Raw genomic sequence first — 15,602 nt, 5'->3', positions numbered from 1 at the left:
TCATACGAGAGGCTTCACTCGGGTTTCCTGCGGGGAAACTTTGGTCAGCGCCTCGGCGCCGTGCCGCACCACCGCGGGCACCAAGACCGACCCCGCCGCCGAGCTCAGCGCGATCGTCCAGCCCACGGGGCCCAGGGGCCGGCTGCCGAAGAAATGGCTGAGCCCCGGAACGGTCACCACCACACCCAGCACCACCAGGGACCCCACCGCGGCCACGGCGACCACCGGATCGCGGCCCGCGTCCTGAAGCGTCTGGAGCAGTTGGGAGGCCACCAGGGCGACCAGGGCGACGGTGTCGGCGTGCGCCCGGGTACCGGTCGGCCGGGCCACGACCCAGGCGACGGTGGCGGCGGCCGCGGTGATCCCGGCGCGCAGTCGGAGATGACGGGTCAGGGCCTTGCCGAGCGAGGCTTCGGGTCCCTCCGCGAGCAGCCGCTCGGCGTGGTCGGCGGGCGGCCGGGCGGCGATGGCCATGGCGGGCAGCATGTCCGTGAGCAGGTTGACCAGCAGCAGCTGGCGTGCGTTCAGCGCGCTGCGCCCGGTGAGCAGGGTGGTCGCCAGGACGAAGGCGATCTCGCCCAGGTTGCCGCCGAGCAGGATGCCCAGCGCCTTGCGCACCGAGGCCCACATGGCCCGTCCCTCGACGAAGGCGTCGACGATCGTCTCGATGCGGTCGTCGGTGACCACCACGTCGGCGGCGGAGCGGGCCGCGGGCGTGGCCCGCGAGCCGAGGGCGATGCCGACGTCGGCGATGCGGATGGCGGGCGCGTCGTTGGCGCCGTCGCCGGTGACGGCGACGACGCGGCCGGCCGTGCGCAGCGCGGTGACGATCCGGACCTTGTGCGCGGGGGTGACCCGCGCGAACACCGTGACGTCCGGCAGCGTTCGGGCGAGGGACGCGTCGTCCAGGGCGTCCAGCTCCGCCCCGGTCATCAGCCGCGGCTCCTCCTCGGGCCGCAGTTCTCTGGCGATCGCCGCGGCCGTGCTGGGATGGTCCCCGGTGAGCATGACGATGCGCACCCCGGCCCGCGACAGCCGGCTGACGCTCTCGGCGGCGGTGGCCCGCACCGGGTCCGCGAGACCCAGCAGGCCCAGCAGACACAGCCCGTCGACACTCTCGTCGAGATCCGGACCTTCGCCGAGGCCCGGCGAGGCGTCCGGCGGTTGCGCGGGCGCGAGCCGCTCCGCGACCGCGAGGACCCTCAGGCCTTCGCGCGCGAGCCGGTCGACCTCCGCCTCGATCTCCGCGCGCCGCCCCTCGTCGAACCGCTCGGTCGTCTCGCCCCGGCGAACGCGGTCGCAACGGGCCAGCACGACCTCCGGGGCGCCCTTGACGGCGATCCGCGCCTCGGCGCCGACCCTTCCCAGAACGGCGTGGTAGCCGCGTCCCGGCTCGAACGGCAGCTCCGCCAGCTGCTCCCAGGTGTCCGAGCCGAGCCCGGCGGCCCGGGGCGGGGCGGCACCGAGCAGCTCGGCCCCGGCGGCGATGGCCCGGTCGGTGGGATGGGCGTGCGACGCGGCCGGCCCCTGGGGACCCGCCAGGGCCGCTGTGGCCAGGACCCTGCGCAGCGCCGGGGTGAGCCGGTCGGGCGGACGGCGCTCGAGGCCGTCGGACACCTGCCGCAGGCTGATCCGGCCCTCGGTGAGCGTGCCGGTCTTGTCGAAGCACAGCACATCGGTACGGCCCAGCGCCTCGATGGTCGAGGCACTGCGGACCAGGGTGTCGCGGGTGGACAGCCGGCGGGCGGCGGCCAGCTCCGCGACCGTCGCGATGAACGGCAGCCCCTCGGGCACCGCCGCGACGCACAGACTGACCGCGGATCCCAGGGCGGCGCCCAGCGGCCGCCGGCGCATCAGGTCGATGGCGAACAGGACGACGCCCGCCGCGACGGACACCGGCAGGAACCACCGGCCCAGCGCCTTCAGCCGCCGCTCCACCCCGCTCTCCGGCGGCCCGCCCTCCGGGGCCGCCTCGGCCGCGCTGCCCGCCTCGGTGGCCGTCCCGGTGGCGACGACGACGGCCAGCGCCTCGCCGGCCGCCACCGTCGTCCCCTGGTAGAGCATGGAGGTCCGGTCGGCGACCGCCCGGGCCGCGGACGGCGCGGCGCTCTTGACGACCGGCAGCGACTCACCGGTCAGACTGGACTCGTCCACCTCCAGGTTCTGCGCCCGCACCACCCGGCAGTCCGCCGGAACCGCGTCCCCCGCCCGCAGCTCGATCACATCGCCGCGCACCAGGTGCTCACCGGCCGCCCAGTCCGGCTCCGTCCGGTCGGGCCGGCGTACCCGCACCCGCGCCGAGGTGGCCTCGACCAGCCGTTCCGCCTCCTGGTCGGCCTTCTGCTGCTGCACACCGCCGACGAGCGCGTCCACGCCGAGCACTCCGCCGATGAGCACGGCGTCCACGAGGGAACCCAGCGCCGCCGAGATGCCGCCGCCGGCCGCGAGGATGGGAGTGAGCGGATTGGCCAGCTCCTCGGCGACCCGGCCGACCAGGGTGACGGCACCGTCGTGCCGGTCATGGCCCGCGAGCTGTCGCCGCCGGACGGCCTCGGCCTCGTGCAGCCCCCGGGACGACGTACCGAGCCGGGTCATCACCTGACGTACCGTCATCGCGTGCCAGGGGGTGCGCTCCGCGGCGGCCGGGGCCGGGCGCCCGTGCAACCGCCACCCCGCCCAGAACCCCGCCGCGATCCCGGCGATGGTCACCGCGTCGGTCACCAGGCGGGCCCGTGCCCAGGCCCGCGGACGGGGGACCAGGAGCGCGAGGGCCGAGCCCGCCACGGCGCCGCCGGCCTCCAGCCGCGCGCAGAGCCGGCCGATCCGCCGGGCCTCCGGCAGGGCCGTCAGCAGCAGGTGGACGACATCGGGCGGGGCGGCGACATCGGCGTCCCAGGGCACGTGCCGTGGCACGGCGATCACTCCGATGCCCAGGTCCGCACGGACCAGGGCGCGCCGGGTCCGCGCCGAGACCACCGCGACACCGTGGCCGTCCGCCTGCAGGGAGCGGACCAGGGCGGCCGTGCGCCGGTGCCCGGTGGGCGCGGCCTCGGGAAGCCCGAACCGGCGGTGCAGCCCCGGCGGGCCGCCCACCAGCCGGACGCGGCCGCACTCCCGTGCCGCGCGCACCACATGGTGGGCGAGCGGATGCAGTTGGGGGACCAGGCCGGTCACGGCCACCGGCCTGCCGTCCCGCAGCAGGAGCATCACCTGCGCGCCTTCCTCGGCCCACTGCCGGGCCCGGGCGGCCGTCCCGTCGGGTACGGCGACGCTGTTCACGGCAGGTGCCGGGGCGCTGCCGAGACCCCCGTGAGGGAGAGTGTCCGTGGCGGTGAAGGGCCGCAGCTCCCAGCCTCCCTGCCGCCGCGTTCGCAGCGGGTCGGCGCCGCGCCCGGTCCGCCACCCGGCCGGGCCACCGGGCTCGATCAACTCGTGGATCCGCGCGTACAGTTCATCGTCGTCCGAACCGCCCTGCGGGGTGCCGGGCGGCGTCAGGCGCGCCACACCCTCGACCGTCCAGCCGCCGTCGGCCAGCACCCGGGCGTCGAGGACCACGGTGTCGATCCGGTCCAGGCGGCGCAGTCGTTCCGGCCGTAGCACCAGTGCCCCGCGGTCGGAGAGGGCCCGGGCCACCGTGGACGAGAACGACTCGCCGCCGAGCCGAGGGCCGCGCGGCGTGCCCGAGATCAGCAGCGCCAGGCCCCGGTCATGGCTGAGCGTGCCGACTGCCGTCAGCGCATAGGCCCCGAGGGACACCGGAGCCGCCACCGCGGCGTAGCGGTCGCCCGGACCCGGTGGCAGCGGGGCGGGCCGCTCCTGACCGGGCTGCGCGTCGTGACGGTAGCTCCCCTCGTGCGCGGCCAGCCGACGCGACCAGTCCCCCCACGCCCTGCGGCGAGCCTGCACCTCCGCGTACCGGGACCACGACACGACAGCGGCCACCGTGGCGCCCAGGGGCCGGAACGTCAGCGTCGTCACCAGCAGGTTCGCCACGGCGAAGGTCCGTTCGGTGGCCGTCTCGCCGAGCCGTCGGGTGATGCCCTCACGCAGCGGCGGAGCGGACTCCACGAACTGGATCGCGGACAGCACCACCGGCGGCAGGCCCCTCAGCCGCATCATGTCGCCCACCGACGCCACCGCCACGCCCACCAGGCCCGCGCCGAGCCGGACAGCCGCCCCGGCCCGCGGCCCCGCCGCCCCCGGGAAGCCGACCGGGGACCGCGACGGGCCGGCACCGACAGAGCAGGGGGCGCCTGCCTCCTCGGCGGCGTCCGCGGCGGCGACGAGGCCCGCGACGCGCTCCAGATCGGTCTCCGGCCCGCACCCGACGTAGACGCATCCCAGCGTGCCGTTCACCTCGGCACGGCTCACCCCCTCCGTCCGGCGCAGCGCGGCCTCCAGCTCGCGGGCCGCACGCACCGTCCCGGGCCCTCCCAGGTGCCGGATCTCGACCTGCACGCCCCCAGGGGTCCGCCACACCCGGGGCGTACGGGGGCGCAGCAGCCGGCCGATGACGGGCAGCACGGACCCGGAGAGCATGGAGGACAGCACTGGCCAGATCACGCGGCCTCCACCATCGGCCGACAGGAACTTGAGCGGCGCCCCTGAGGACGACACTCACACCAGTATGTGCACGCCCCCTCACCACCGTCCTGCTCAGCGGCTCCGGATGCGCCGGGCGGGCGAGCACCCCGCTGTCCGGCGGGTCCGGCCGAGCGGCCGCCGTCACCCCTCCGGCAGGTCCTCCAGGAACCCCGCCGGCGGCACGAAGAACAGACTTCCGGTGACGGCCCGTGAGTAGTCCAGCAGCGGGTCGGGCCCCGAGCCCGGCTCGCCGAGGAACATCTTGCGCAGCATCGTCTCGGGTATTCGTGGCGTGCGCGCGTAGGCCACGAAGTACGTGCCGAACTCCCCGTGCCCCGGCCTGCCGAACGGCATCGCGGAGCGCAGGACCTTCTGCTCCGAGCCGTCCGGGCCGAGAACGGTGTTGACGTCCTTGTGGGAGCCGGGTGCGTCGAGTTCGAGGTTGGTGAGCTTGGTGCGTCCTATCACCTTCTCCTGCGCCTCCACGGCGAGGGCCTCCCACGCGTCCATGTCGTGCAGGTACTTCTGCACCATCGCGTAGCTGCCGCCGCGGAAGACGGGATCCTCCTCGCCGACCAGCGCCGCGTCGGCCGCGGGCCGGCCGACGGGGTTCTCGGTGCCGTCGACGAAGCCGAGGAGGTTGCGCGAGTCGAAATAGGCGAAGGCCTGCGTCTCGTCCCGCACGGTGACCGCGCCGCGCAGCCGCCGTACCAGCTCGGCGGCGAGGGCGAAACACAGGTCGGTGCGGGCGGCCTTGATGTGGAGGAACAGGTCGCCCGGGGTGGCCGGGGCGTGGTGCCGGGGCCCGGCCAGCTCGCGGAACGGGTGCAGTTCGGCGGGCCGCGGGCCGTCGAACAGCCGTCCCCAGGCCCGGGATCCGACCCCGGCGACACAGCCGAGACCGCCGTCGGGGCTGGGGAAGCCGACGGACCGCACCAGGCCCGCGAGGGAGCCCAGCGCCTCCCGTACGGCGGCCTCCCCGCCGGGTTCGATCGTGGCGACCAGGAACACCGCGATCGACGCCGGCGGGTTCAGCAGCGGCTGTGGCAGCGTCTCTCCCGGGGGCAGCGGTGACGTCATGGCTTCCCATCCCTTCGCCGGCCGACAGGGCCCGCCCGCTCCCCCTCCGGGGCGGCGCGGCCCACGCCCCTGACACGATGCCCAGCGAACAGGCGGCAGGAACTCCCCGGCCGGAAAGGACGGTTGCTACGGCGTCTCGTCCTGAAGCACCTTGACGTCCCACGGCCCGAGCGGCACCGCGTCCGTGTACACGGTCTCCGACAGCACGTCCCGCACGGCCGCGGGCACCGGCACGGACACCTCGTCCCACGACCAGTTGTGCAGGAAGCGCACGCGGCGGCCGTCCCGGGCGGTCGCCGAGGTGGCCGTGACGCTCGGGTGGGCGGGGCGCCGGGCACGGTCCGGGGCGTACCGGTCGAACAGGGCCCGGGCGAGGACCGGGTCGGGCACGGTGCCGACGTAGGTGATGCGGCCGGCGCCGTGGCGGTGCGTGGTGATCGCGGGCCAGCGGCCGAAGTGCGGATGCGTGTACGCCGCCAGGGTCTCGGCCCCCTGCGGCCGCAGTCCGTCCGCCCAGTGCAGGGCGTGCGCGTCGGCCGGGAGGGGGAGGGAGTCCGTTCCGGTGACGGGCAGCGGGTCGCGCAGGTTGCTGAACTCGTCGTACGTCACCCCGGCCGCCTCGGCCAGTCGGCCCGGCTGGAGGTCGGTGCGGGCCCTGGCCTCGGTGTCGCCGTAGCCGGTGCGCGGGCCGAGCACGAGGTGGCCGCCCGCCTCGGCGTAGGCGCGGAGCCGGTCGAGGACCGAGTCGTCGGCGGCGTAGTAGGCGGGGACGACGAGGAGGGGCGGCAGGTCGGCGTCCGCGAGCTGCCCGGGGTGCAGGACGCGTGCCTGGAGCCGCGCGTCGAAGGCGCCGCGGTAGAAGGCGTCGAAGACGGTCTCGTACGACCGCCCGTCCGGGTTTCCGTCGGCGTCGGCGAGCGGCGGCTGGCCCTTGAGCGCCCACTTGCTGGGCCCGTCGTACAGGAAGGCGACGTCGGCGTCCGGGGTGAGGGCCGACACGAGTTCACCGGCCTTCTCCAACTCCGCTCCCAGTGCGGCCAGTTCGCGGTAGACGCGGCCGGGCCTGCCGTTGTGCGGGAGGATGCCGCCCCAGTAGGTCTCGGTGCCGAAGTGCAGGGTGTGCCAGTGCCAGTACTCGATCATCGAGGCGCCCCGGGAGATCAGCACCCAGGCGGCCTGGCGCCACTGGCCGTCGTAGGCGGGGCGGTTGTCCCACGGTCCGCTGATGGCCTGCGCGTTGGTCTCGGTGACCAGGTAGGGCTCCTGGCGGGAGGAGTACATGCGGTCGGCGCTGCGGTACAGCGCCCAGGTGCCGTTGGTCGTCCAGTGCTGCCCGTCCCCGTTCACGTCGGGCAGTGCCAGGGCGTCCTGCATCGTGTAGTACGGGTTGCCCGCGGTGATGTCGAGGCGCTCGGTGAGCCGGTCGTCCTCGACGCCCTGGCGGTCGTAGGAGATGCAGGTCGTCACGAACTGGCCGGGGCGGGCGTACTCGCGGACGATCTCGGCCTGCCAGGCGATGAACTCGGTGGTGAGCCGGGCCTGGAAGCGCCGCCAGGCCAGGTCGTACTGGGGCTGGGCGTTGCCGTCCGGGGTCCACAGATCGGCCCAGGTGGACAGCCGGTGGGACCAGTAGACCAGGCCCCATTCGCGGTTGAGGGTCTCCACGTCGCCGTAGCGCTCGCGCAGTTCGTCGGTGAAGCGCTGGAAGACGCCGTGGTTGTGGAAGAGGTGCAGTCCGGGTTCGTTGTCCACCTGGAAGCCGATGACCGCCGGGTGGTCGGCGTACCGGCCGACGACCTTGCGGATGATCCGCTCGGCGTGGAAGCGGAACGCGGGGTGGGTGAAGTCGACCTCCTGCCGGGCGCCCCAGCCGAGGCGCTCGCCCGTGCGGGACTCCCCCGCGATCTCCGGGTACTGCCGGGCCAGCCACGGCGGCACGGCGTACGTCGGGGTCCCGAGGATGACCGAGATGCCCCGCTCGTGTGCGCCGTCCAGGACGGGCTGGAGCCAGTCGAGGTCGAAGCGGCCGTTCTCGGGCTCCCAGGTGGACCACACCGACTCGCCGACGCGGATCACCGTGAAGCGGGCCTCGGCCATCAGGTCGAGGTCGTCCTTGAGGCGCTCGTACGGCTGGTACTCGTGGTAGTAGGCGGCACCGAACAGGACGCGCCGGGGCAGCTCGAACATGCTTCTCCTTGCAATGGGTCGGGGGACGGTCAGCCCTTCACGGCGCCCGTGGACAGGCCTTCGAGGAGCTGCTTGCGCAGCAGCACGAAGAGGACGACGGCGGGCAGGACGGCGAGGACGGCTCCGGCGAGCACGAGGTCGTACTGCCGTTGCTCCGACACGAACAGGGTCTGCAGACCCAGCGGCAGGGTGTACTGGGAGCTGTCGGAGACCAGCACCAGCGGCCACAGGAAGCTGTTGTAGCTCTGCAGGAACTGCCAGACGGCCAGGGCACCCAGTGAGGGCCGCAGCAGCGGCAGCACGATGGTCCGGAAGATGCCGAACTCGCTCGCCCCGTCGATCCGGGCGGCCTCCAGCACCGAGTCCGGAATGGACTGCACGATGTACTGCTGCATCATGAAGATCCCGAACGCGGGCGCCACCCACGGCACGATCAGCGCGAACCACGGGCTGCCGAGCCCGGTCTTCACGACGATCACGAACAGCGGCACGAGGACCACCGCGAAGGGGATCGACAGCGAGCTGAACATGACGTTGAACAGCAGCCGCTTCCCGGCGAAGCGGAACTTGGCGAAGCCGTAGCCGGCCAGCGCGCAGACGAAGACGGACACGGTGGTGGCGACGACGGCGACCACCGTGCTCATCAGGAACCAGCGGCCGAAGGGCTGCTCGGTGAGCAGGGTGCGGTAGTTGTCCAGGGTGAACGGGTCGGGGATCAGCTTCGGCGGGTAGCCGAAGATCTCGCCGCGCGGCTTGAACGAGCCGCTCAGGGCCCACAGCAGCGGGGCGAGGAAGCCCAGGAACAGCAGGACCAGGACGCCGTAGAGGGGCAGTCGGGCGCGTGTCATGAGGTGGCCCTCCCGATGCCGAGGAGACGGTTGAAGAGCCGGCTGAGGCCGAAGACGAGGACGAAGAGGACGACGGCGGCGGCCGCCGCGTAGCCGAACTGCTGGCGCTGGAAGGCGGCCCGGTAGATGAACATGTTCACCGAGAGGGTCGACTCGGCCGGTCCGCCGCCGGTCAGCAGATACGGCTCCTCGAAGATCTGGGCCGCGCAGATGAAGGACGTGACGACGACGAACGCCGTCACCGGCTTCAGCGCCGGCAGGGTGACGGTGGTGAAGGTGCGCAGCCGGCCGGCCCCGTCGATGGCGGCGGCCTCGTACAGCTCACGGGGCACGCTCTGGAGTCCGGCGAGGAAGAAGACGGTGAGATAGCCGGTCCAGCGCCACAGCATGACCAGGGCGATGCTCACCTTGGCCATGCCCGGATCGCCGAGCCAGTCGACACCGCCGGTGCCGAACAGCGCCCGCAGCACCGCGTTGGCGAGTCCGAACTGCCGGTCGAAGATCAGGCCGAAGACCAGGGCGACGAGGATCGGGGAGACGACCATCGGCACGAAGTAGGCGGTCCGCCACAGGTCGCGTGCCCTGAGCCCCTTGGCGTTGAGCGCCTGGGCGATCAGCAGCGCGAGCGGCACGACGAGACAGACCGCGACCAGCACGAAGACGCCGGTGTTTCCGAGGGCCCGGTGAAAGCTGATGTCGGTGGCGAGCAGCCGGTAGTTGCGCAGCCCCACCCAGCGCGGGGTCCCGAGCCCCACCCACTCGGTGAGACTCAGCCACATGGAGACCCCGACCGGGACCAGCATGAAAAGGACGTAGAGGAGATAGAAGGGCGAGATGAAGAGGTAGGGCGCCCAGGACGTACGGGGGCGGTGCGCCGTGCGGTCGGGGGCACTGTGCTCGTGCGTGATGCCGGACGGCCCGGTGACGGTGGTGGTCATGTCGGTCGTCCTCCTAACGCCCGGCCTGGTCACGAAAATCGGCCGCGGTCTGCTTCAGCGCCTGCCGTGGGGTCAGGCTGCCGCGATAGGCGCGCAACAGATTGCCCGCGAGGACGTCGTAGAGGATCGACTGGTCCGGGCTCTGATGGAACGCCGGCACATCCGGGAGCAGCGAGCGGTAGAGGCCGAACAGCCGCTGGCCGCCGCAGAATTCGTCCCTGTACGCACCCAGACGCGGATCCTCGTACACGGACCGCCGGGTGGGCAGATAGCCGGTCTCGGTGAACCGCCGCACCTGGCCGTCGTGGGTGAGCCACGTCTTGAAGAGGAACTCCGTGGCGGCCCGGGTGTTGGCCTTGTCCTTGATGACACCGAAGCCGGTACCGCCGAGCGCGGCGGTGACTCCGCCACCCCCCGCGAATCGTGGCAGCGCCCGCACCCGCCACTTGCCCTTCTGCTCGGGCACATTGGGGAGCAGGCCGTAGTTCTTGTACCAGATGGCCATGGGCAGACCGATGACCCGGCCGCTCTTCAGCGCGGTCTGCATGGCGGCCCCGTAGTAGTCGGCCACGTCGATGACGAACCCGCTGCGCAGCCCCTCGCAGAGGAAGCGCAGCACCTCCTCGGCCTCCGGCGAGTCCAGCCGCAGCTTCCCGTCGGCGTCGAAGAACTCGCCCCCGCGCTGGTAGAGCAGCATCTGGAAGGACTGCACGACCTGGCCCGGGTCGCTGCCCACCGTGGAGACGACGCACATCGAGGCCTTGTGATCCCGGTACACCCGCGCGCCGGCCTCGGCGAACTCCTCCCAGGTCTGGTCGCCTTGGAGCAGCCCGTACTCGTCGAAGAGGTCCTCGCGGTAGAAGTACACGACCATCGGGGTGTCCGAGTCGAAGGCGTAGACATGGCCGTCCCTGCTGAAGGGGGCGGTGCGGGCGGGCAGCAGATCGTCCTTCAGACCGGGCACGGCCTCGATGTCGGGCGTGAAGTCGTGCAGCAGCCGCTCGGCGATGTCGCCGCGCAGCATGCGCGGGAAGCTGCCGATCTCGAAGCCCACCATGTCGGGTGTGCCGCGTCCGGCGACGGCCTGGGCGAGCAGCTTGGTGACGATGTCCGAGGGCCCGGAGCGGGTGACCTTCAGGTGGTAGCGGAAGTCGGTGGCCCGGTCGGCCTCCGGGACGCCCTTCACGAAGAACGCCTCGTAGCCCGGGTCGTGGGTCCACAGGGAGAGGGTGACGTCACCGGAGGTACGGGGCGTCGTATCGCCCTGTCCGCAGGCGGAGAGGGCGGCGGCCGTACCGAGGCCGAGGGCTCCGCGCAGCAGGGCGCGGCGGGTCGGAGGGGCAGGGGACGGTGGGGTGTACACACGTGACTCCTCACGTGGTGCGGATAGGTCCTGTCGTCAAATTCCCGTCGTCCGCCCGGAGGGCGGGCCTCGCGGCGTCTGGTGCGTGCGATCGCAAGGCGCCGGAGCGTCCTCGTGGCGGAGCCACGTGGGCGGTTCGGCAACGCGGCGAGCGTGCGTGCCAGGCGTCGCGAGGCAGGCGGGAATTTGACGACAGGGCCTAGTGGCGGGGAAGCGCGGGGCCCGGGTCGCGTACCGGGCCGGTGGAGGCCCGTACGGTCAACTCGACCGCCTGGTCGGCGGGTTCGGCCGGTGTTGGGCGGCCCTCGATCAGGGCGATCAGTACGTCGACGGCGCGGTCGGCGACGGCGGCGAAGTTCTGCCGGACGGTGGTGAGCGGCGGGGAGAGATAGGCAGCTGCGGGGATGTCGTCGTAGCCGACGACGCTCACGTCGCCGGGGACGGCGCGGCCCGCGTCGGCGAACGCGCGCAGGGCGCCGATGGCCATGTCGTCGTTGGCGGCGAACACGGCCGTCACATCGGAGAGTCCGGCGAGCTGCCGTCCGGCGGCGTACCCGGAGGCCGGGCTCCAGTCGCCGGGTGACGGCAGGGGCGGTTCGGGCGCGCCGGCGGCGGCGAGAGCCTCGCGCCAGCCGCGCAGACGGTCACGGGCGGCCCACCAGTCCTGCGGGCCGGGCAGGTGCCAGACGGTGCGGTGACCCAGGGCCAGCAGATGCTCGGTGGCGATCCGGGCGGCCGCGATGCCGTCGCCGCCGACCACGGCACAGGCACCCTGGGCGAGTTCCACGCCCTCGCCGACGCTGACCACCGGCACCTCGGCGCTGAGCCTGAGCGGCGTGCCGTCGTCGATGGGCTCGGACAGCACGATCCCGTCCACGCCCTGTTCCAGCAGCGCGTCCACGGCGACCGAGACCTTCTGCCCCTCCAGGGTGCTGGCCAGGGCGACGGAGTACCCGGCGCGCTGCATCGCCCGTTCCAGGGCGATGAGCAGGGTCGACGGGCCGTAGAGCGAACTGCCCAGCGAGACCACGCCGATCCGCCGGTAGCGGCCGAGGAGCAGGGCCCGGGCCGCGGTGTTGGGACGGTAGTCCAGTTCGCGGATGACCCTCAGGACGCGGTCGCGCACCTCCGGGCTGACATGCGGCTCGCCGTTGACGACCCGGGAGACGGTCTTCTGCGACACCCCGGCGGCACGTGCGACCTCGGTCATGCCGGGACCACGGCGGCGACGTCCGCCGGCGGCTCCACTCGTCGTCATGAGGGCTCCCAGGAGATGGCATGAGAACGGACTACGTAGTCAATCGAAGCCGTCTGACCGGAAGGGCTTGCTTGACTACGTAGTCAGGCCAGTGTGGGAGTCGAGGCCGACGGCGTCAATGCCCCGGGCGGAGACGATCTCCGACGCCCCATTGATTGCTTGATTCAGCATCTCTAGCATCACTCGGTGGCTCCATTCACCTCTCCCCTCACCCCTCCCCCGGGAAGGAGAATCCGTGTTCCCAGCCACTCGTCTCAGACTTCCCACCGCCGCGCTGCTGTTGGCACTGGGTCTCACGTTCACACACGTGCCGCCCGCGGCCGCCGCACCTGACGAGCCGTCGAAGAGCGCCCTGCCCCAGGTGTGGCCACGGCCGAAGAGCCTGCACACGGGGCCCGGCCGGCTCACCGTCCCCGACCGGGTCGTGGCGGTCGTCGGACGCGGAACCGACCCCTCGGCCCGGCGGGTCGTCGAGAGCGTCCTGCGCGACGCCGGAGCCAAGCGGATCGTGACGGTCGACAAGCCGCCCGCGAAGGCCGGGTTCACCGTCTTCCTGGGCGGCCCGAAGGAGAACACCGCGACCGCCTCGGCCCTGCGGCGCCTCAAGGCCCCCTCCCCCGCCGGACTGCCCTCCGGCGGCTACGTCCTCGCCTCCGGCCGCGCGGACGGCCGCACCCTCCTCGCCGTGTCCGGCACCGACCGCACCGGCACCTTCTACGCCGCACAGACCCTGCGCCAACTGGTCACGAGGACCGTGCCCGTGGTGACCGTCCGGGACTGGCCCACGGCCGCGCTGCGCGGAGTGATCGAGGGCTTCTACGGCACCCCCTGGTCGCACACCGAGCGACTGGACCAGCTCGACTTCTACGGCCGCACCAAGCAGAACGTCTACGTCTACTCCCCCAAGGACGACCCCTACCTCCGCGCCCAGTGGCGCGACGAGTACCCGCCCGCCGAGCTGGCGCGGCTCGGGGAACTGGTCGACCGGGCCGACGCCAACCACGTCCGCTTCACCTACGCCCTCTCCCCCGGACTGTCCGTCTGCTACTCCTCGGACGCCGATATCAAGGCGCTCACCCGCAAGTTCGACTCCCTGTACGCCATCGGCGTGCGCTCCTTCGCGATCCCGCTGGACGACATCAGCTACACAAAGTGGAACTGCGCCGCCGACGAGAAGGAGTTCGGCACCGGCGGCGGTGCGGCGGGGGCGGCGCAGGCGCATCTGCTCAACGAGGTCTGGAAGGACTTCTCGGCCGGCCACTCCGGCCTGCACCCATTGGAGATGGTCCCCACGGAGTACTCCGACCTCGCCGACTCCCCCTACAAGAAGGCGCTCCGGGAGAAGCTGGACCCGTCGGTGGTCGTGGAGTGGACCGGCGTCGGCGTGATCGCCCCCACCATCACCGCCGAGCAGGTCGCCAAGGCCCGTGAGGTCTACGGCCATCCGATCCTGGTCTGGGACAACTACCCGGTGAACGACTACGTCACCAGCCGCCTCCTGCTCGGCCCCTACACCGGCCGCGAGCCCGGCGTGGCGAAGGCGGCGACCGGGGTGACCGCCAACCCGATGGTCCAGGGCGAGGCGAGCCGGCTCGCCCTGTTCACCTCGGCCGCTTATCTGTGGAACCCGGACTCCTACGACCCGCGGGCCGCGTTCCTCGCCTCCGTCCGCGACCTCGCCGGACCGGATGCCGCCAAGTGGATGCGGATCTTCGCCGAGAACAACTACTCGTCCCAGCTCGACCCGACCGAGTCCCCCACGCTGAGCGCCCTCATCGCCGAGTTCCGCAAGGCCTACGACGAGGACTCGGGCCTCGACCGTGCCGCCGCGGCGCTCCGCTCGTACTTCGCCGACATGGCGGCCACGCCCCGTGAACTCCGGGCCCGCCTCGACAACCCCGGGTTCCTTCAGGAGACTTCGGCCTGGCTGGACAAGCTCGGCCGGTACGGCAGCGCGGGGCGCACGGCCGTGGACCTGCTGCTGGCCGGCAAGCGCGGTGACTCCGACGCGGTCACCACGTACTGGAACCGGCTCAGGTCCCAGCGCAAGGAGCTCGACGCGATCCCCCAGCAGGTGTCCCCGGGCGTGATGGACCAGTTCCTCTACACGGCGATGATCGAGAACGCGCCCGACCCGGGTGTGGACGCGGCCTTCGCGCCCGGTTCCGTCAGTCTGAAGCCGGGCGGGTCCGCGAAGATCACGCTCTCCTTCTCCGACACGGCCGCCACCGCCGCCCGGTCGGTGACATGGAAGCTGACCGCCCCCGACGGCGTCACCGTCTCGCCCGCGGAGGGCACCGCGACCGTCCCGGCCGGGGGCAGCGCGTCCGCGACGGTCACCGTCACGGCCGGGGAGAACGCGACTGCCGGAGTGCGGTCCGTCGGGGTGGCGGGCGACGGCGTACTCGACCGTGCGCTCCCGGTCCAGGTCACCGACGGCACCGGCTCGTCGAGGGCGCTGACGGTGAACTTCAGCGGGGCATCGGTCAGTTCCGTCGATCTGTCCTCGCGGAAGACCACGAACATCCCCGTGGGCGCCAACCCCGGCGAGGTGGTGACGAGCACGGACGGCCGTACCGCCTACGCCGCCGACCAGGGCTCGAACACGGTCAGCGTGATCGACGTGGCGCAGGGCAAGGTCACCGCCACGGTCCCCGTCGGCAAGGTCCCCGCCGGGCTCGTGCTCACCCCGGACGGCCGCACCCTCTGGGTCGCCAACTACTCGGACGGCACGGTCCAGCCCGTCGACACGGCCTCCCTCACCCCGGGAGCGCCCGTCCAGGTCGGCAATGGGCCGGAGAACCTGGCGATCACGCCCGACGGCCGGACGCTCTACGTGCCCAACATCAAGGACAACACGGTCACCCCGGTCGACCTGACCACCCGAAAGGCCGCTGCCTCCGTCCCCGTCGGCCCGAGCCCCTTCAACATCGTGGCCGCCCCGGACGGGAAGACGGTGTATGTGTCCAACTCCGGCGGCTCGACGGTCACTCCGATCGACACGGCCACGAACGACACCGAGCCGACCCTCCTGGTCTCGGGCCAGGCGTACGGTCTCGCCCTGTCCCCCGACGGCCGGACCCTGTGGGTCAGCCCCAGCACCGGCGACACCGTCACGCCCGTCGACACGGTCACCGGCGCGCCCGGCAAGGCGGTGACGGTCGGCAGGTCCGCCTTCGACGTCGCCCTGGACTGGAACGGAGGCACGGCGTACGTCACCACCGCCGACGCGGGCGCGCTGGTCCCCGTCGACACGGCGTCCGGTGCCGTCGGGACGCCGCTGACGACCGGCGCGTATCCGCTGGCCGTCGCGCTGACGCCCGTACCCGTGAAGTGAGACGGGA

8 protein-coding genes are annotated in these 15,602 nt (G+C 72.7%); 1 reads left to right on the top strand and 7 read right to left on the bottom strand.

Going from position 1 to position 15,602, the window contains the following annotated elements; genetic code table 11:
- The 7 genes from ACFT32_RS31625 to ACFT32_RS31595 all read right to left on the bottom strand — a co-directional run bounded on the left by ACFT32_RS31625 (position 1) and on the right by ACFT32_RS31595 (position 12,210).
- The gene (locus ACFT32_RS31625; protein WP_382496121.1) at positions 1-4,563 is read right to left on the bottom strand and encodes an HAD-IC family P-type ATPase; all 4,563 of its coding nucleotides are present in this window, start codon (positions 4,561-4,563) and stop codon (positions 1-3) included.
- Positions 4,564-4,725: 162 nt separating this feature from the next.
- Positions 4,726-5,664, bottom strand: coding sequence for a Dyp-type peroxidase (locus ACFT32_RS31620; protein ID WP_382496119.1), 939 nt, complete (start codon positions 5,662-5,664; stop codon positions 4,726-4,728).
- A 126-nt stretch (positions 5,665-5,790) separates the two neighbouring features.
- A complete protein-coding gene (locus ACFT32_RS31615) occupies positions 5,791-7,851 on the bottom strand; it encodes a beta-galactosidase (protein ID WP_382496117.1) in 2,061 nt (686 codons plus the stop codon).
- 29 nt (positions 7,852-7,880) lie between these two features.
- Entirely contained in the window at positions 7,881-8,699 is an 819-nt protein-coding gene (locus tag ACFT32_RS31610; protein WP_382496115.1) for a carbohydrate ABC transporter permease, read from the bottom strand.
- Positions 8,696-9,637, bottom strand: a complete 942-nt coding sequence (locus ACFT32_RS31605; RefSeq protein WP_382496113.1) for a carbohydrate ABC transporter permease — start codon at positions 9,635-9,637, stop codon at positions 8,696-8,698. Before ACFT32_RS31605 ends, ACFT32_RS31610 begins: the two co-directional genes overlap by 4 nt.
- Before the next feature lie 13 nt (positions 9,638-9,650).
- Complete coding sequence (locus ACFT32_RS31600) at positions 9,651-11,000, bottom strand: ABC transporter substrate-binding protein (protein ID WP_382496111.1); 1,350 nt, start codon at positions 10,998-11,000, stop codon at positions 9,651-9,653.
- Positions 11,001-11,199: 199 nt separating this feature from the next.
- Positions 11,200-12,210, bottom strand: coding sequence for a LacI family DNA-binding transcriptional regulator (locus ACFT32_RS31595; RefSeq protein ID WP_382496109.1), 1,011 nt, complete (start codon positions 12,208-12,210; stop codon positions 11,200-11,202).
- A 283-nt stretch (positions 12,211-12,493) separates the two neighbouring features.
- Here ACFT32_RS31595 and ACFT32_RS31590 point away from each other — a divergent pair, with 283 nt between their 5' ends.
- On the top strand, positions 12,494-15,595 hold the full coding sequence (locus tag ACFT32_RS31590; RefSeq protein WP_382496107.1) for a beta-N-acetylglucosaminidase domain-containing protein: 3,102 nt from the start codon (positions 12,494-12,496) through the stop codon (positions 15,593-15,595).
- Positions 15,596-15,602 lie beyond the last annotated feature (7 nt).

The sequence above is a fragment of the Streptomyces sp. NPDC057002 genome, from assembly GCF_042673825.1.
Lineage (GTDB): Bacteria > Actinomycetota > Actinomycetes > Streptomycetales > Streptomycetaceae > Streptomyces.
Note: the sequence above shows the minus strand (reverse complement) of the source record. Positions and strands in the feature narration are given on the sequence as shown.

Bases quoted from the DNA above. Each gene is read 5' to 3' on its own strand.
- ACFT32_RS31610 (WP_382496115.1), bottom strand. From the start codon at position 8,699: ATGACACGCGCCCGACTGCCCCTCTACGGCGTCCTGGTCCTGCTGTTC.
- ACFT32_RS31615 (WP_382496117.1), bottom strand. From the start codon at position 7,851: ATGTTCGAGCTGCCCCGGCGCGTCCTGTTCGGTGCCGCCTACTACCAC.
- ACFT32_RS31605 (WP_382496113.1), bottom strand. From the start codon at position 9,637: ATGACCACCACCGTCACCGGGCCGTCCGGCATCACGCACGAGCACAGT.
- ACFT32_RS31620 (WP_382496119.1), bottom strand. From the start codon at position 5,664: ATGACGTCACCGCTGCCCCCGGGAGAGACGCTGCCACAGCCGCTGCTG.
- ACFT32_RS31595 (WP_382496109.1), bottom strand. From the start codon at position 12,210: ATGACCGAGGTCGCACGTGCCGCCGGGGTGTCGCAGAAGACCGTCTCC.